Source organism: Agarivorans sp. 1_MG-2023, from assembly GCF_030548385.1.
Classification (GTDB): Bacteria; Pseudomonadota; Gammaproteobacteria; order Enterobacterales; family Celerinatantimonadaceae; genus Agarivorans.
In genome coordinates this window covers 124,828-142,773 of sequence record NZ_JAUOSJ010000002.1, presented here as the reverse complement: position 1 = coordinate 142,773, position 17,946 = coordinate 124,828, and the positions used below count along the sequence as shown (strand labels likewise).

17 protein-coding genes are annotated in these 17,946 nt (G+C 44.2%); 6 read left to right on the top strand and 11 right to left on the bottom strand.

All coding sequences use genetic code 11. From position 1 onward, the window contains the following. Positions 1-24 precede the first annotated feature (24 nt). On the bottom strand, positions 25-681 hold the full coding sequence (locus Q4592_RS02725) for a DUF642 domain-containing protein (protein ID WP_303509473.1): 657 nt from the start codon (positions 679-681) through the stop codon (positions 25-27). A 228-nt stretch (positions 682-909) separates the two neighbouring features. Between Q4592_RS02725 and Q4592_RS02720 the strand changes: the two genes are divergently transcribed. Then, the gene (locus Q4592_RS02720) at positions 910-2,253 is read left to right on the top strand and encodes an AarF/ABC1/UbiB kinase family protein (protein ID WP_303509470.1); all 1,344 of its coding nucleotides are present in this window, start codon (positions 910-912) and stop codon (positions 2,251-2,253) included. Between the two features lie 7 nt (positions 2,254-2,260). Here Q4592_RS02720 and Q4592_RS02715 read toward each other — a convergent pair whose 3' ends face one another. After that, positions 2,261-3,160: an endonuclease/exonuclease/phosphatase family protein gene (locus tag Q4592_RS02715; RefSeq protein WP_303509467.1), complete on the bottom strand. Its 900-nt coding sequence runs from the start codon at positions 3,158-3,160 to the stop codon at positions 2,261-2,263. 95 nt (positions 3,161-3,255) lie between these two features. After that, on the bottom strand, positions 3,256-3,693 hold the full coding sequence (locus tag Q4592_RS02710) for a DUF4399 domain-containing protein (RefSeq protein ID WP_303509465.1): 438 nt from the start codon (positions 3,691-3,693) through the stop codon (positions 3,256-3,258). A gap of 164 nt (positions 3,694-3,857) precedes the next feature. Here Q4592_RS02710 and Q4592_RS02705 point away from each other — a divergent pair, with 164 nt between their 5' ends. Beyond that, the gene (locus tag Q4592_RS02705) at positions 3,858-4,133 is read left to right on the top strand and encodes a DUF3634 family protein (protein WP_137672191.1); all 276 of its coding nucleotides are present in this window, start codon (positions 3,858-3,860) and stop codon (positions 4,131-4,133) included. Between the two features lie 40 nt (positions 4,134-4,173). Here the strand turns inward: Q4592_RS02705 and Q4592_RS02700 are convergent, their stop codons facing one another. Together Q4592_RS02700 and Q4592_RS02695 are read right to left on the bottom strand one after the other, a co-directional pair. Further along, positions 4,174-4,671: a carbohydrate binding domain-containing protein gene (locus Q4592_RS02700; protein WP_303509460.1), complete on the bottom strand. Its 498-nt coding sequence runs from the start codon at positions 4,669-4,671 to the stop codon at positions 4,174-4,176. 380 nt (positions 4,672-5,051) lie between these two features. Continuing rightward, positions 5,052-6,254 (bottom strand): ABC transporter substrate-binding protein, encoded by a 1,203-nt coding sequence (locus tag Q4592_RS02695; protein WP_303509458.1) that lies wholly within the window; start codon positions 6,252-6,254, stop codon positions 5,052-5,054. Between the two features lie 186 nt (positions 6,255-6,440). On the opposite strand from Q4592_RS02695, the gene Q4592_RS02690 reads away from it, so the two are divergent. The 3 genes from Q4592_RS02690 (at position 6,441) to Q4592_RS02680 (ending at position 8,798) form a co-directional block, all read left to right on the top strand. After that, the gene (locus Q4592_RS02690; protein WP_303510226.1) at positions 6,441-7,676 is read left to right on the top strand and encodes a DEAD/DEAH box helicase; all 1,236 of its coding nucleotides are present in this window, start codon (positions 6,441-6,443) and stop codon (positions 7,674-7,676) included. Positions 7,677-7,739: 63 nt separating this feature from the next. Then, a complete protein-coding gene (locus tag Q4592_RS02685) occupies positions 7,740-8,306 on the top strand; it encodes a rhomboid family intramembrane serine protease (protein ID WP_303509455.1) in 567 nt (188 codons plus the stop codon). Positions 8,307-8,447: 141 nt separating this feature from the next. After that, positions 8,448-8,798 carry a DUF2750 domain-containing protein gene (locus Q4592_RS02680; protein ID WP_137672194.1) on the top strand — a complete coding sequence of 117 codons (351 nt, stop codon included), beginning with the start codon at positions 8,448-8,450 and terminating at the stop codon, positions 8,796-8,798. A 116-nt stretch (positions 8,799-8,914) separates the two neighbouring features. Here the strand turns inward: Q4592_RS02680 and Q4592_RS02675 are convergent, their stop codons facing one another. Next, positions 8,915-9,088: a PA3496 family putative envelope integrity protein gene (locus Q4592_RS02675; RefSeq protein ID WP_303509452.1), complete on the bottom strand. Its 174-nt coding sequence runs from the start codon at positions 9,086-9,088 to the stop codon at positions 8,915-8,917. A gap of 325 nt (positions 9,089-9,413) precedes the next feature. Here Q4592_RS02675 and Q4592_RS02670 point away from each other — a divergent pair, with 325 nt between their 5' ends. Next, complete coding sequence (locus tag Q4592_RS02670) at positions 9,414-10,595, top strand: MFS transporter (protein ID WP_303509450.1); 1,182 nt, start codon at positions 9,414-9,416, stop codon at positions 10,593-10,595. Between the two features lie 21 nt (positions 10,596-10,616). Here the strand turns inward: Q4592_RS02670 and Q4592_RS02665 are convergent, their stop codons facing one another. The 5 genes from Q4592_RS02665 to Q4592_RS02645 form a co-directional block, all read right to left on the bottom strand. Further along, positions 10,617-11,309, bottom strand: coding sequence for an SDR family NAD(P)-dependent oxidoreductase (locus Q4592_RS02665; RefSeq protein ID WP_303509447.1), 693 nt, complete (start codon positions 11,307-11,309; stop codon positions 10,617-10,619). Between the two features lie 268 nt (positions 11,310-11,577). Further along, positions 11,578-12,627, bottom strand: a complete 1,050-nt coding sequence (locus Q4592_RS02660; RefSeq protein WP_303509445.1) for a 3-oxoacyl-ACP synthase III family protein — start codon at positions 12,625-12,627, stop codon at positions 11,578-11,580. Then, the gene (locus Q4592_RS02655; RefSeq protein WP_303509442.1) at positions 12,618-13,337 is read right to left on the bottom strand and encodes a hypothetical protein; all 720 of its coding nucleotides are present in this window, start codon (positions 13,335-13,337) and stop codon (positions 12,618-12,620) included. Before Q4592_RS02655 ends, Q4592_RS02660 begins: the two co-directional genes overlap by 10 nt. Beyond that, complete coding sequence (locus Q4592_RS02650; protein ID WP_303509440.1) at positions 13,337-15,481, bottom strand: RND family transporter; 2,145 nt, start codon at positions 15,479-15,481, stop codon at positions 13,337-13,339. The genes Q4592_RS02655 and Q4592_RS02650 overlap by 1 nt, the downstream gene beginning before the upstream one ends. A gap of 109 nt (positions 15,482-15,590) precedes the next feature. Then, on the bottom strand, positions 15,591-17,507 hold the full coding sequence (locus Q4592_RS02645) for an alkaline phosphatase D family protein (protein WP_303509438.1): 1,917 nt from the start codon (positions 17,505-17,507) through the stop codon (positions 15,591-15,593). Positions 17,508-17,946: the final 439 nt, after the last annotated feature.

The following is a 17,946-nucleotide window of genomic DNA, read 5'->3' as shown; positions in this document are numbered from 1 at the left end:
TATTGCCTTTTGTAAAAACGAGCCTTAATCGGCTCGTTTTTTTCGAAGGATAATCAAAGCCGCTAAGGCAAAAATAAGCAAAATAATACTTGCTGGCTCAGATACGGCAAAGGTGGCTGCGCTAAAGCTACTCACCGGAATGGCCTCCACGTAAACGTTATCGATTAAGTTGCCTAGTGAACCGTTAATCATCGAATCCAACCGGATCCTCGACCAGTTATCGTTTGCTACAAAGGTTCCGCTAAATTGACGCCACGAATTATTATTATGATCGGCCAATAACTGCGAATACACTGTATTTCCTACGCTATCTTCAATACTTACCTGAAAAGACTCATTTCTGTTAGTTCTCGCTCGGTAAGATAAACCGAAACTGTACTGCTGCCCTTGGTTACTCGCAAAGTCTTGGTAAATGCTGTATTTACCCGATTGGCAGGCTCGCGAACCACCACCAGAACAGTGAGCATTAAGCTCAATGAATTGATCGCCCTCAACCGCATTGATGTTGAATAAGTTATCCCAAATCTCAATGTTGTGCCCCTGCCAACCTTGCACATCATTACTCGAGAAGTAGCTCCAGCCACCACGACGAACATCATTACTCTCAAAGCTTCCGTTAGTAATAATCCCAGCGTTGGCAAACAGCGGTAAACAACATAACAATCCTAATAGTTTTTTCATTTTGGCCTCTTCTAGCAATTTGCAAATTCACTTGATTTACTGATGACTCAGCAAGCTTTAGGCCAAAGGAAAAATACAAACGTAACCCATTGATAAAACTAAATATAAACTATCGCCCGGGTTGATTTTCAGATTGCGAAACCCTTAAAAGCCCAAGGCTTAACGCTGTGTTTTTTCACAATATTCGATCTAAATGAAAAATAATGGCGTATTGTTAAACACAGTCTTTTGCTCTTAGTAGGTAGCAATATTAATAGCCCTAAACACTCTAAAGCCTCAAAGGTACCCAGCGGCCGCTTAGCTCGGCTTGGTCGCCTTGGTTCGCTGGCTTCACGCGTAGCAGGTGGAATGATTGCCGAAGGAGCGGTGCAACTCGCCGCGGGAAAACGCCCTAAGCTTAATGAGGTATTACTTACCCCAAATAACGTGAAACGGGTAGCAGACCAACTGGCTAAATTGCGCGGAGCCGCCATGAAAGTTGGCCAATTAATGTCGATGGATGCGGGAGAGATGCTACCCAAAGAAGTGAGTGAGTTACTGGCGAGATTACGGGCCGACGCCGACCCCATGCCGATAGGCCAGCTAAGCCAAGTACTGCTTAAAGAATGGGGCGAAGATTGGCAACAACAATTTCAGCAGTTTTCACTACAACCAATTGCGGCCGCATCTATTGGCCAAGTACACAGTGCCTACCTCAGCCAGCAACAGCGGGTTGCCATTAAAATTCAGTATCCTGGGGTAAAAGACAGCATAGATAGTGATGTAGATAATGTTGTTAGCTTGCTTAATATAAGCGGCTTGTTACCGAAGCAGTTTGATTATCAGCAAATCTTACAAGATGCCAAACTACAGCTCCATCAAGAAGCCGATTACCTGCAAGAATCAGAGTATTTACGCCAGTACCAACAAAAATTAGCGACTCACCCTGAATTTGAATTACCACAATTGTATGAGCACCTGACCACCAGCAACATTCTCACGATGAGCCATCATGATGGTGAGGTTATTGATCAGCTAAGCGAAGAGCCACAGGCACTGCGCGACAAAATAATGCATAACCTATTTAAGCTACTGATGATGGAGTTGTTTGAGTTTGGATTAATGCAAACAGATCCTAATTTTGCCAACTATCTCTACTCCAAGCAGTCTCAAAAAATCATATTGCTTGATTTTGGCGCAACCAGACAAATTCCTTCTGCACTCTCAGCTGGTTACCGGCATTTGTTAAGCAAAGCCTTAAACCAGCCTTTTTCCTTAGATTTAGCCGCGCTCACTGATTTAGGTTTTGTGAATGACGACAGCACTGAGAGACAAATTGCCACCTTAGAGTTAATGCTATCAATGGTCATTAAACCACTGCAATTTGACGGAGAATATGACTTTGCCCAATCTCCACTAGCTAAACAATTACGCGAAACCGGAATGACCTTGAGTTATGAGCATGACTATTGGAACACTCCGCCCATTGATGTGCTGCTAATCCATAGGAAGATTGGCGGTATGTATTTGTTAGCCAGCCGCCTAAAAGCTAAAGTGAACTTGAAGCAAGTATTTGAACCCTATCGATTATGAGCGAAAACTACCCTCTGGCGTTTAGCTCAACCATCACCGCAGCATGATCGCTAGCTTGGCTGTCGATAGAAAAATCGGCATGAGTAAGATGGCGGTCAAAGCAGTGATAGAGGCTCACCTCTGCCATTTGTTGCTGGTAATCCGCTGAAAACTCCCCCGACAAAATAATGTAATCCAATACGTTCGCCTGGCCACCGTAGTAGTGGGTAGCAGGTCGAGGCTTTGCTGAAGAGCTCAAGCAGTAAGCGTCATGTAAGCGCCAAGCTTGTTCTACATCATCGTGGTGTGGCTGGGGTTCATCAAATAAATGCGCTAACGCCCCTTTAGATAAATCATCATTAAAGTCACCCATTATCATTAAGGGCTCAAGTTTGTGCTTGCGACAACTCAGTATATCTTGCATCAACAAGGTGACCTCTTGATTGCGCAAATTGTCTGATTGCCAGCGCCCCATGTATTCATCAATATCACTAGGCTTACCTTGAATATCTTCATCCAACATTGGCCGTTTAGATTTAAGGTGCACAACATAGCACTTCACCCAGCCTAAGGAACCAAGCTTTACCTTAGCCACTAATGGCTGGCGACTAAATAGATCGATATTGCCAGAGTTATACAAGGAGCCGCTACGTAGAGGATATTTGCTGGCCAGCGCTAAACCGGGTTTTCGATACACATAACTCGATTCATCTAACGCACTGGGCGTCGCTAAAAAATAAGGGTAACCCAAGGCCTTACATTGTTTAGCTAAAGCCTCGGCGCTAAACACTTCTTGAAAAGCCATCACATCAGCTTGAGCTTGGTTAACCATGCGGCTTAACCACGCTTGTTTTTCTTGCCACTGCTTGGCATCCAATATGTTATCAAATTCATAAGCGGCATAAGGAGGTGCTAAATAATTCAGCAAGTTTAAACTAAGTACTTTAATTATTTACTCCTTACACCACTACTAACACATTGTTTATAAAGTCAATGTGCGCTAAACACCGCTGACTAGCAAGCTCATTCTACAGTAATGGTTATTTTCTCAGACAGGATAGGCGGTTGGTGTGGAATATGATGCATATCGCCCAGCAGCAACTGCAAACTATGCTCGCCAGGCGTGAGTTCAATGGTGACCTCGGTTTGTCCGCCACCAAAGTGCACGTGCTGAGCATCTGCAGGTACTGGCATTTCTAAGTTTGGAAGTTGCTTCACGTCAATCAGCAAATGATGATGACCGGTGTTTTCTCTATCCACACCCGCTGGCGCAACCCCCATGCCCTTTAGGCCAAACGCCACCGTTAATGGGCTACTAAGCACCTCACCATCTTTAGGCGAAATAATGTAAACCGATGCCCCTTCCGGCGCTTTGGTAACGGCCGCACTTGGCAACGCTACCATTCCGACACTTGCACTAAGCAACATGCCCATTGTTAACAATTTTCTAAGTCCACGCATTTAAACCTCGTTAGTCACTGAACAGAAAGCTTGACTTAAAAGGTAGTAACGAACTTAAGACTAAGCAAAGGCCGAAGTATTGAACGAAATAGAATTACCTTACGTATTCTTTTACTATAAAACAAAAATAGCTCAGTAAATCAGCCTTAAAGCGGTAGGTGAACATGTTAAAAGCAATAACAGCAGAGTTTGTAATTAAGGTAGACGGGATTCGCGTCGAGGTCACTAAGGGTCGAGTACCAGAGTATTTTTTGCACGAGATAAAGCTAGTACAACGCACTAGCCAAGCAGTTACCGGGAAAATATACGGTATGAAACGTGGCCGCCAAGTGACCCTAGAATGCTCTAAATCTATCCCCGAAAATGTATTACAGCGCCTGCGTAATGTATGGAAGCCTAATCCAACGCCAAGCAATGACGGAAACTTAAAACGCCGCTAGTCGCGGCGTTTACTGGGTATTAATAGGGCTGAGCCAAGCGCTAATCTCTCTTTTGTAGCACCCTAAAACGATCGAACCGGCCGGTTCCATCTTCATAAGCTGCAAAAATGGTGACGGTATCCGAGTTACCACTATTAAAATCTACAGTGATTTTTTCCCAATCGGGATGATAATCATCATCTGAGTAAGTTTTCATCGTAAGTGTTTGGAATTTGTTTACTGCTTTTTGTTTCTCGGTTAACTCAGCGACCGTATTTACACCAATTTGACCAGAGCCTTTCATAAAGGCCATAAGCGTATAATCAGTATTGGGTTTTACCCTAACATCTTGTTCTACACGTCCTGATTCACCAGTGATTTTTGCTGAGGACTCATCGTCTCGCCCATGGTCAGATATTGCTGAGGGGCCAGACTTTTTCCAGCCATGCCAGCCTTGCTCAAAATCAGCATTAATAACTTTAACCCTAGCCGCGTATACATTGCCGGCTAACAGCGAGATTACTAAACCACACAGCAAAAGCGAAGGTTGCTTTAACATGTTCAATTTCCTTATTTTTCAGCCAAAGAAGCACGCCGCAAAAGTAACGAGATGAGCTTACTTGCAGCACGGGAGTTGCGATTACGTGCCCGCTTAAAATAAGTAATCTTATAACACAAATTTTTTAAGCATAGATTCCTCAGTCTTTGCTGAGATAATGGTTGCTTAGGTCTTCCCAAACCCTTTCATTTGTAATACCAAATTACTTAAATGGCATTCTCAAGTTTATTGGTTTATAAAAACAGCAATAGAGCTGATTTTTGTGAGCAAGTTCAAGCGATTAATTGATATGAAAGTAACTTTGAGAGGGATTTTATGAAAGCAATACCACGCTTAGTGACAAAATAGTTAAATTTGATGAAAAGTGACCGAAGTTTCCATCAAAAAGCTTGCAACCTAGCACGCTCTAAATCCCATTGGAGGCGTGTAATATCGGCATCATCTAAAAAGCGGGTAAAAGCACGGACTGCAATATGCTCAAATTCGGCGATCGTTTCTCGGTCAAAGTATTGAGACACTCCCAATGACGCTTTCAGCATATTGGCCGCCTCTTCCACTTCAGAATGCGCCATTACGTGGGCATTTTTAGAAGCAGGAATATAACTTAACCCTTGTGCAAGCTGCGTTTGAATCTCTGGCCTAGCCATGTATTTAATAAATGCTTCTGCTTGTTTAACATTCTGAGTATGACGAGCAATCATAAAAACGTCAGTGGGGGCAACCTCATAGATAGGCTTACCTAATAACAACGGAAACTGCATAAAACCAATGTCGTCTCGTAACTTATCTGGCCACTTTGTCGCAACAAAATTGCCTAATAGCAAAAAGGCACTACGCTCGCGGTAAAAATGCGGCAATACTCCGTCCCAGGTATATTCGTGATGATCAGCATTAAAGTACTTCTGCTCAATTAAGTACGCCCATCGCTCGAACACCGTTCTCAAGCGATCATCGTAGAAAGATACCTGGCCACTCAGTACCTGCTGATGAAACGTCAAATCGTTAAAACGTAAATTTAGATACTCAAACCAAGCCGCTGATGGCCAGAAGTTTTTGGTTCCAATGCTTATAGGCGTTATTCCGGCTTGTTTCAGTTTTTCACATTGATCGACAAAACCGTCCCAAAAGCGCTGCGGCCCGCCGAATTCTTCAACCAGTGATTTACGATAAAAGATCCCCCAATGATAATAGGCAAACGGCAGCGCATAAATCTGGCCGTTGTCGCTCACTCCGCTTTGTAAATGGGCAAAGCCCTGATCTAACCTTAAATCTTGCCAAAGCTTAGTAATTGGTCTCACTAAGCCCTGTCGAGAATAATGAAAAAGACGCTGCGAGGCTTGCCAGTGCATTACATCAGGAGCATTGCTCTCGCCATTTAGCCAAATAGGCAGCTGCTCCTTATAGTCGTGATCGTCACGGGTGATGGTGGTTATTTTGATGCCGGTTTCTTCGGTAAAACCTTTAAAAGTGGAATGAAAAGCATTGCGTTGTTTGGGCGTTAATAGCAGCGACACCGTTAGCTCTTCAGCAACGCTGTTCCAACTCATTAACGCTATTACCATCCATAAACATCTTATTTGCATTCTTCTTCCTAAAGAATATTTTCTAACTCACTTAGCTAGAATATCTAAAGTGTAGCCCTTAATCATATTGCGCGCGTTTAGAGCATATTAAATGGCCGCATAAACCAATGATTTAGCGGTAAATCATCACCCAAACCTAATGACTTTAGGTATAATATGAGCACTACATTTGCACTTGGCAATAACATGTCTTTCCAGCAACTTTCCCTAAACCAAACGCTAGTTAACAACCTTAACGATGCGGGTTACCAGCAAGCGACACCAATTCAACAACAAGCTATACCCGAGATTCTAGCGGGGCGAGATCTTATGGCTTGTGCGCAAACCGGTACCGGTAAAACTGCCGCCTTCAGCTTGCCTATTTTGCACTTACTTAGCCAAGCTAAGCACTGCGAGCCTAAGCAAATTAAAGCCTTAGTATTAACCCCTACTCGCGAACTTGCCCAGCAAGTACATGCAAGCCTGCAAACCTACTCCAAAGATTGTGAACTAGATTCTGTATTGCTTTATGGTGGCGTGAGCATTGAACAACAGCAGCAACAACTTAGCGCTGGTTGCGACATATTGGTCGCCACACCTGGGCGCTTATTAGATCACCTCAATCGAAGCTCTTGTTCATTAAAAAACTTGGCATTTCTAGTATTAGATGAAGCCGACAGAATGCTAGATATGGGCTTTAAAGACGAGCTGAAAGCACTATTGAATTTTATGCCTAAACAGCGACAAACCTTGTTATTCTCGGCCACTTTAGACGACAGTATTTACCGCTTTGCTAAACCCTTGTTACGCAACCCAAAGCAATTAGAAATCACCAAAGCCACTAGCAAGGCCGCTAGCATTGAAGAACGAGTTTACAACGTAGATAGCGATAAAAAAACCGCCCTACTCTGCCATTTAATTAAGCAGAAAAACTGGCAACAAAGCTTAGTGTTTTGTCGAACTAAACAAGCTGTAGATAAACTGGTTAAGCAGCTTACTAGCCAACAAATTAATGCCGCGTCTTTTCATGGTGATTTGTCACAAGCAGCGCGAGAACAAGTTTTAGCCAAATTTAAAATTGGCGAAATTAGTGCGCTAGTGGCTACCGATGTTGCTGCCCGAGGTTTAGATATAGATGAACTGAAATACGTGATAAACCTAGAACTACCTTTTAAAAGCGAAGACTACATTCATCGCATCGGCCGAACTGGGCGCGCCGGCCAAACGGGCACAGCCGTTACTTTATTAAGTGTTGAAGACGAACACCTATTAAGCGAATTAGAGGTGCAATTAGATAGGCGCTTACCTCAGCAATGGTTTCCGGGCTTTGAACCCGATTTAACTAAACCTGCCCCCACTAATAAGCGTAACTCTCGCTCCGCCCAAAAGAAAAAAGCGCGAAAAAGAGCTTTAAATACTACCAGTAAAAATCGCAGATCTTGAAACCAATCTCTGGTAACTTTTGCCACTTAGTCACTAACAATAATTTTAAGGTTAAGCCGCATCATGATAAGCCTATCCCCTCAGCTTAAGCACAGTCTACGCGACATTATGTATTTCTGTTTATTGCTAATACTGGTTCAAGGGATTAATACCATTAGCTTAGGTGCAGTTTCAGCCTTAGGCATTGTGCCCCGATCCATATCAGGCTTAATAGGGATCCCCTTAGCGCCTCTTATTCATCATGGGTGGTTACACCTATTATCTAACTTGCTGCCACTGGCGATATTAATGTTCCTAGTGGCCCAACTTGGTCGCGTAATCCTATGGCAAAGTACCTTAGTTATTGCCTTGCTTGGTGGGGCATTAGTTTGGCTGTTTGGCGGAACCGGTGTTCATGCAGGTGCTAGCAGCCTTATCTTTGGTTACTGGGGATTACTGCTAGCCAACGCTTGGTTTAGCCGCAGTATTAAAAGTGTGTTCATTGCAGCGATTGTATTACTGGCTTATGGCGGTATGTTCTGGGGCTTATTTCATTTAAAGGCTAATGTAAGTTGGTCGTCACATGCTTTTGGTACAGTGGCAGGCATTGTAATGGCGTGGGGTTTAGTTAAGTTTAAAAAGCTAAAATAGAAGCATTTTAAGGGCTAAACTTCGCTGCAAAATCCACCAAGCAATAAGCCATGCCGGTTCATTTACCGCTTTTGGGTTATATTACTTGCGTATAGGCTCAACTTGCGCAACTATCCCGAGCTAACAACTACGGAGCAAATCATGTCTACATCAGAAACCAACCTTTCAGCCTTTAGTAAAGCGGTTATAGCAGCCGGTGAGCTGTGGGTATTGAGCGCCGATGAGGAATTTGTTGTGGTTGACTCAATTGAGTTTGAAGCCACCGATGTCATGCCGTTATTCTCTAAACAAGCGAACGCTCAGGCTTTATGCATAGAAGACTGGGCAGATTACCAGCCAGTAGCAGTAAAACTTGAAGACTTTTTTGAAGAGTGGCTACCAAGCTTAGACGAAGACAAAGTGCTAGTGGCAATCGATTTAGATGAGAATCTAGTCGGTGAAGAAATCGAAGCCTTTAGTTTAGCCAAGCAACTGGCCGAAGACGACGCCTAAAAGAACAGTCGTAGAACAAAAAAAAGCCACTGAACTCAGTGGCTTTTTGATTTACGCAGTGTCATTACTAAGGTGACTTACATGGAACTTGTTTGCTCGCTCTTCTAAGCGCTGCTTTAAGAAAAACTCGCCAATTCAGAAAGGCAGTTGCCTAACTGTTTTCTTTCGTTGTATTCATCAATTCTACGCCGCGTACGAGCCCCATTTTTAACTTTTTTATGCTGTTTAACGTGATGGGCTTTATCTTCGTCTTCCCATTCATCAATATCGTCAAACCTTGAGAATTTCATACTCTATACCTACTCGACTCAATAATATTACAGACATTTCATTGCCAGTAACTAAGCTAAAACAGCACTCGACCAGCCCGTTAAATTTGCTATAAATTGGCCATTAGGTCAATCAAAAAAACAGGCATGAAAAAACACACTAAAATCAACAATAAACATTTAAAATCAATGAGTTAAACATAATAAGTTAACGAATAGATATATCAAAATATGTTTATCGTTTCGACAAATATACTTTGTTTTACCCTTTCAAAATTTGTTGGCATTATCGCGCGGCTTTAATCAAAGCACATTCTTTTAGTCGCACCTTAATTGTTGGTAAGCCATGCAAAATATTACTGTTACACCTTCGCCTGCAAACGGAATATTTGCACCCTTATTGGGTTTAGCTTTGTTTGCTATAGCCTCTGGTTACTTTATGAGCTTGTTACCCCTCGCATTAGCAGGTTTGTCTCTACCTCTAGGCTTAAGCGCATGGTTAGCGAGCGCTTATTACACTGGCCTGCTTGGAGGTGCGCTAACCGCCCAAAAAGTCATTTCTAAAATGGGTCACCGACGCGCCTTAGCATTGTGCCTTGCAGTCATATTCAGCTGTGTGGTGTTAATGTGGCAATTGCCTTATACCATTAGCTGGTTAGCCTTACGGTTTATCGCAGGCGCTGCAACGGCAGGCGTATTTATTATTGTTGAGTCTTGGTTGTTATTGGTTGACGATGACAAACAGCGCGCAAGCCGCTTGGGGATATATATGGCAACCTTGTATGCGGGAAATGCTTTTGGGCAACTGCTAATAGAGCCTTTTGGTACCAGTGGTTCGGTACCATTTTTAACTGTAATGGTGTTATTAAGCTTGGCTATTTTGGCGCCCCTGCTTAGCCACAGCAATGCACCAACTCAAACCCAGCATCATACTTTGTCATTTAAAGCGTTTTCAACATTAAGTAAACCCGCAATTATTGGTTGTATTGTTTCTGGCTTAATTCTTGGTCCTATATACGGCTTAATGCCAAGCTATTTAAGTAGTTTAAGTGTTTGGGGTAATAACGTAGGTAAGTTAATGGCTTGTTTGGTGCTTGGCGGCATGTTAATTCAGCCCTTAAGCAGTTACCTTTCTGCGCGATTTAGCAAAACATTGCTGCAAGCCATGATGGCCAGTATTGGTGTGCTAGCCGCAATAGCGGTGGTGTTAGCAAAAAGCTGGCTGGGTTTGTCAGTTGCATTGTTTGTATTGGGCGCGAGCACGTTTTCGCTCTATCCAATTGCAATCAGCCAAGCCTGTGTAAATGCTCAGTCAGACAACATTGTGGCCATTACCGAGTTTATGCTTATCAGCTATAGCGTAGGCTCCATAGTTGGCCCCTTAATCGCTGATTTTAGTGCAGTATGGGGCAATCAACTGCCGCTTTACTTAGCGGCTATTTTGGCCAGCACCAGCCTGTATATGTTATTGGTGGCTGTGAAAGAAAAAGATGGCAGAGGCCACTTACCGCCAACCTTTGGTATTTAGTGGCCTAGCAAGCATTAAGCGTTATGCGCGATAGTCTTGAGCACAATACAGCTGGCCACTGCCTGCATCATCGCTCAGTAATACTGGTACTAAAGCACCAGGTATTACTGAGTCAGGATGATCTGGAGCATGCTCGCCACCCAAGTCTGTTTGCAACCAGCCAGGATCCATCAAGTTCATCAACACGCTAGTGTTCGCTAAACTCGGTAACATATCTCGCACATAGCGATCTAAAGCCGCTTTAGAGCAGCTATAGGCCATCAGTTGCGGCTGGTCGGCAATACCAGAAGTAACATTTACGATCCGTGCTTGTTTTTGTTGTTTCATTTGCGGCAAGAAGGCGTCACACAAGGCTGCGGGGGCAATACAATTCACTTGAAAGCTTAAGGCGTAATCATTGGCAGGCACTATGCTGTCCTCTCGCCAAGGTGTCATTATTGCTGCGTTGTTGTACAGAACCGCCAGCGAATTATCAGTAATAAGGTTAACCTGTTCAATTAGCTGCACAATAGCGGCATTATCGCTAAGCTCGGCAGCCACTGCCACAGCATGGCCCTGTGCTGCGGTAATTTGCTCAACCACTTGCTGCGACGCATCTAAACTACGGCTATGAACAATCACTTTAGCACCTTGCTTAGCTAAGGCCTTTGCAACTCGTAAGCCCACACCACGACTCGCTCCCGTTACCAGTGCCCATTTACCTTGTATTTGCATCGACTTGCCTCTTCAATTCAATAATTGCAGCCATTAAGCTACAAACAGCTATGGCATATAGTAAACCGAACCGGTCAAAAGTAATCGCCAGCTTATCGCCAAATCAAGGAAGGTTGAAGCAGTTCAAATGCTGATGAAACCCGGTGAAACTGTTCGCTAAGCCTGGGCGTAATTGTGCTTTATAACCCTACTGCTTCACACACGTTCCAAGCAGTAAAGATGACTCGCCTCGCAACTGTGTTAGCGCAGCCTTATTGGTGCTGCTTGGCTAGTGCTGGTAGACAAAGCCACCGTACAAGTACTTGGTAGCCTCAGCCCCCAGCACCAATACCTGATCGCCACGCTCTAAGGGCTTGCTTTGTAAGAGCTTGGCAAAACTTAACCAAATGGCTGCCGACCCTAAGTTACCTAACTGCTTGGTATCATTAATAATTTGCGACTGTGGGTAGTTAAGAGCCTTACTCAGTAGCTTGTCGATATGGCCATTTGCTTGGTGGGGTAAAATATAGCGAAAGTCACTCAGTTGATAACCGCGATCTAACACGGCCTGTAACCCCAGCTCAAACAGCTGAGCTCCAGTTTCTCGCACACCGTGGATATTGTGATGAAAGCGCGCCATTTGCGCTTCTCCCACGCTGTCGGCTCCCGAGTCTAAATAAAACCCTGGCGCTTTTTGGTGGCCAATTTGCCCTAGGTAAATGTCTTTGATTAAACGCTCTGGCTTAGTGGCTGGCGCAACAATTACGCCGCCGCTGCCATCGCCCATTTGCACAAAATTAACCAGCTGTTGCTGGTCAACAAACTCTGGCGACAAATCAAAATACACCGAACCGGTTTCACTCCCTACAATAGCGACAGGCTGTTGGTCGGCGGCACACAAAGCACTGGCCATTTGTAAGCCGTTGGCAAAGCCTGTACAGGCTTGGCGTAACTCTAAATAGGCGCCATGATAAGCCAATTCATCGGCTAACCACGCAGCATTAGGCGGTACTTGTGTATGTGGCGTACAGGTATGGCTCAGTAAATAATTTAGCTGGTTCACCGACAAACTCGCATCGTTTAAGCACTGCTCAAGTACTTGTTTTGCCATGCTAATACCATTTGGCGAGGCTTGGCTGCGAGGCTGGGTAAAACTGCGGCTTAAATAACGCCCTTCAATACCTAAGCGCTTTGCAATTATTTTTGCCTTTCTGGCCATCCGCCAACCACAACGCTCGGCCAAGTGATCGAGCAATTGTTGATTACTCACCGGCTGATTAGGCAAAATATAATTTGCCGCCAGTAAATTCAAATTGTTGGATGCAAACTTTACCGCCATTTTAACTCCAGTCTCTGTTGTAACTGATCAAGGTCTACACCAATAATCTCGAACTGTTGAGCTTGGCTACTCAACAAGGTCATGAGTTTTTGCAAAACCAATAAGCGCTCTTCGGCCATGTCTTGCACACTGGCACCGAGGTCTTGAGCAAAGTGTTTACTCACGTAAACATGTTTTGCTTCATCTTTTTTAATCAAACCACACAGCTGCGAAAATGGATGGTTTTTACCGATAGTTCCTCGCTCAATCATTTGCATCAGCTGAGTAACACAGGCATCTAAACTGGCAATGCGAATAAACTGTTGTTGCAAACTTAAGCTACGCCCCAAGCCACTATAAAATCGCTGAGCCGAGCGGCGTACTTTGTGTTGTTGTGCCAACTCTGGCAGCTGGCTAAATACCCATTGCAGCGCTTCGTCGTGCCAAGCTTCGTCGGCTTCAACTTCGTTCAACGCCTTAATAGATAATGGGTTGCTGTGTTGTTCCAAGTTTTTAGCTTGTTGTTGAAACACCAGTTGAGCAGATTGCTCTCCACACAGTAGTAAGGGCATCAACAAGGCTAAGGCCTCGCTGTGTTTATCGCTAAACGATAATCTATCGGGTGAATATTGCTGCGCCCAACGAGCAATAGCATGCTCTGGGCTAAGCACCGCAGCTTGAGTGGCAAAACAACGCCCCATGGCATGGCGTTCATCAGGAAGAAAACTCATCAATGACCTCCAGCCTGTTCAATCGCGGCATTTACTTTAGCGTTAGCTTTGCTCCTAAGCGGCAAACATAAGGGCAGCAGCACTAAATCAAACAGTAAAGCGATAACCAAGCTTAAACCCGACAACAAACTCATTTGTTGAATCGGTAAAAAGTCAGACAAGCCACCTAAAGAGAAACCCACAAGTAAAGCGCCAGAGGTAAGCAATAACGCCGGGCTAATGCTTCCCATTCGCTGCTGCAAATCAGAAACACTATTAGCAGGGTGCACTTTAAGCAATATATGTAAGCTGTCATCAACAATAATGCCTAACATCATGCCCATCACCACTGCGCTACCTAAACTAAGGTGTTGTCCGCTCCACTGCCACAGCGCAAACACCCAAAGTAACGGTAAGCCATTGGCCAACAATGCCAGTAGCATTAAATAAACACTGCGGCGTAATACCAGTACCACCAATGCCACTAACAACAACGCCACAGCAAACGACAGCAACATAGCCTGGCCATTAACCCGATTGAACTTGGCGAATATAAGCTGACTACTGTAAGCAGCAGATAACTGTATTTGCTGGCTGGCTGCCCACCCAGCAACCCGTTGCTCAAAAGCGATCAGTTGCCGGTTACTCAGCGGAGCTAACCATACATTCAACAGCGCTTTTTGCTGACTAAGATCATCACTCTGCGGCATGGCCATTAACTTAGCTAAGGCGCTAGGATCCTGCGCGATCCAATCTAACCAGTCTTGAGCACTATTCACTTGGTGAACTTCGTCTTGTTTAGCCAAATAACTCAGTATTCGACTTAGGTCATCAGCGACTGTTAATGGTTCAGAAGCCTCGTCATCGAGAATTTGATAACGTAGGCTGTGCATGCCCAAAAACTGCTGTTGAAGCTGATCACGACTCTGAGAAAATGCATTATCGTCGGGGAAGTAACCCAGAGAATCATCATCGAAAGCAAGGTTTTTAACACTCAGTAAGGCAACCGAACTAAGCAGCGCAACCCCAAGTAATAGCACCTTTCTGTGTGCTAATAAGCGCGTATAAAAAGAGCTGTCGTTAGCTTTAGCGGCTTGTTTAATTAAATTCTCAGCACCAATTTTATTCACCCATAGAGGCAAAATAGAATAGCAAGCTAAGGCATTTATCATCACTGCAAAAGCCACTATAACGCCAAAATCTGCAATCGGAGGAGATGGGCTGAAACACAGTAATAGAAATCCTACCGCGGTAGTAACTGCACCCCAAAACAACGGCGCTAACTTATGCTGTAAAGCTAAAAGCATTGCCTGAGCAGAACTAATAGCCTCGCCACTTTTAGTGTATAAAAGACCCCGCCAAGCAAAAAATAAGTGACTAGAATAAGCCATTGCCAAACTGATAATAACCAAAGGCAAAAATGCACTAATTGCCGCTAGTTTCAAACCTAGCCAAGCCGCAAACCCCAAGCTAATTGTAAGGCTAAGCACTGCGCAGCTCACCATGCCTAATAACCAACGAGCTTGACGAATAACCAATACAAACAGCAAAGCAAAACTAAACAGCAAAGCTGGCACAAACCACGCTAAGTCATGGCGTAATACCGATAAATACTGCCGACTTAAGGCCAGTTCGCCAGCATATAAATAAGTATATGAATTCTCTGCTTGATGGTTAAGCCTACTCAATTGGCTATCTAAGGAAGTAAAAAACTGTTGTAGAGCCTTAGCCTTCCCCGCCACATTTGTATCAACATTAATCGCAAAATTTATACTCTTGCCATCTTCGCTGACAAACTGTTTAGCAATAGTAGGCGGAAGCGTGTCGTTCAGCGCCAATAAGGTAAAGGGATTAATCGCTTCTACACCTTCGACAAGGCGAAGTTGGTCTACGGCTTGTTGTGCAGCTAGGTACTGAGTACGATTTTTCCAGGACGTATCGCTAGATAGCAGCAGTAACAGATTTGCGGCTGGGGCGTGCTCATCTTCAAATTGTTGTAGGGCCAATACTTGCGGGTCATCTTTAGCAAAATAAGCTTGAATACTTGGTTGCACTTGCAGCTGTGGCAAGCCTGCTGCGGCAACGAGCAGTAACAATATCCACACACCTTTAAGCCAAGTTTGCTGCAGACTCACTAAAAGCGGTGAGCATTCCCATTTCGCCATCTACTCTACATCCTTTACCCAGCTTATTGATTTCCTTGATTGAGTAGACCCAGTGACTAGCTATTTGCATTCACCTAAGCACTATTTTTATTTGAAAAAATTGAAGACGCTAATCCCAGTGTGCGTCTTGCTCGAACATTTCAAAGGCGACAACATTACCATCTACGGTGAGTTGTTTAACTGATTTTGGAGAACCATCGGTATTCAATTCAAGTAAACCAATACCAGAAGCATTAAGTAAGCGCTCTCCTTTTGAGGCGTTTTCGGGACGATGCGGCACTACTCTCATTCGACGGCGCTTAGTAAGCCAATTTAACGGTGATTTAGGCGAATATAACCAACGGTTTGCTCTGTCTAAGAAGTTGAGCAAGCTTTCAGGGAACTGGTTTTTGATGCCACTACTGGTAATTTGCCATATGTCGGGTCCACCTTGGCGGCCACGCAATTGAATATGGTAGGCAAAAGAGTAATGAACATCACCAGAAAGAATAACAAAATGCTGCGGCGTTTTAGGGTGACGAAATAGATTGAGCAAAGCATTAGCCGAGCCTGGATGCGCCATCCAGTTTTCTGCATCAACTAATAAGGGTTTGCCAAACCAAGTAAATACGCGTTGCACAACTTCGATTAACTTCACCCCAAAGATGGGAGCTGGAGAGACCAATATCACCGCATCTTTACCTAATAATTGCTGTTGTAAATCAGTGAGTGACTCCCAGTCCATTAAGCCTGATGGAGAGTTAAGGTTACGCTCAGAGCGCCAGCGATGAGTACGTGTATCTAGCACCAATAGCGGCGGTTGAGTATCCCAGTGGTAATGCCATTGCGGAAAACTCAACAAAGTATCAATCAACTGTTGGTGTTTATCGTTGCCGGGCTGTTGCAAGGCTTGCTGTAATTGCAGAATTAACGCTTTAGAGAAATACTCAGGCGCATTCCCCCAACCTTGACACAACAAGTAACCAACCAGTGCATTGCCAATAATGCGCTTAGAGAAAGCATGTCCGTAAGCACTTTGCTCCCATGCAGCAGTAAGGTTCCAATCATCAGTCACATCATGATCGTCAAACATCATGGCCGTGGGCAAATGCGCCATTAAACGCTGCACTTTGGCTAAGCCTTTACTAAAGCTAATGATGGTTTCACGCTGCTTAAGGTATTCGTCTAGCTCATTTAAGCTAAGCGATTCTGGAGGGCTTAACTCCAAATTCGTCCAGGCACTAGGTGACCAAACTAATAGATACATCGCCAATACTTCGGCAAGAGAAATCAGGTGGTTATTGGCGTTATCTGAGGTAAAAATAGGTTTGCGTACGCTACTAAACAACGCACTTTGAGCCAGCTTAGCACCTTCCACAGGCAGTAATTCATGACGTGACAAATAATGAGCCTGCGCATGCAACTCATCGCTACCAGCTACCTTTGCATCGACAAAAGGTTCATTGGGTACCCCTAGCTGTTCAACTAAACGGTGAATGGCCACCAGCATTGGCGTAGCAACATCATCGGCATATATTTGATCGCCGCTCAGCATTAACAAGCTCGGCCAATCCTCAATTGAGTGTTCGGCTAAATGAGCGTCTGCCCTGACTAAACCATCGGCACTAGGGTGATGGGGTTTTCGACAAGAACCGTGAAGCATTTTTTTCACCTCACCCGGCACGATAAAGCCCGGCAGGTTGCGCGGTGGGTACACCAGTTCTGGCGCCCATTCCTGCCAGCTTAGGTCTTTAGTCTGGTTCGCTAGCCGTAATTTCAAGTCATACCCGACCCAAGTTGCAGCAGGCAAAGCTTCTTCCAATGGGATATCGATGAGCTGATAAAACAAATGCTCACCTGCAGGTAACTGTTGGGTGTAAAGGCCCATTGTCTGATGGTCAAACTCACGCGCAGCCAATCCTTCAGGCTGCAAACTCAAACTAATATCAACCGCCTGAGAGGTGGCAAGCCAAACAGAAAAACGTTGCGAGCTAATTTGTCGCAAGATAGGGCCAGCTAACACTAAGGCTAAATTTGTTCTGCTCATAACAAAAGTATACAAGTGAGCGAACAAATAACCATGTTGAGTTTACAAATAGAAAAATTCAGCGACTGGCCACACTAGGTTGCAAGCCCAAAACTACCAGCACTACTGCAGCGAATTATTTTTAAACAAAAAGCTAAAAGCCGATACCTTATAGGGCATTTAATTCTTCTGCCAAAAATAAACTCTTCAGTGCTTTGTATTAAAAAAAATAAACTTAAGCGCTTTCAGCAACATATAACTTAGACAAAGTCGTACCAGTTAAAATGAAATCCTTTTCAATCACAAAATGAGGATAAATACTTGATATAGCACTCACTTTGCTCATTTTTGCGACTATTTTTTACTCGACTAGATTAAGGTCGCGCAAGAAATGACCACCAAGAGTCATTTTATGTTGGCTAACACGTCGATAAGCCTAAAGGGCTATCGCAAACAAACA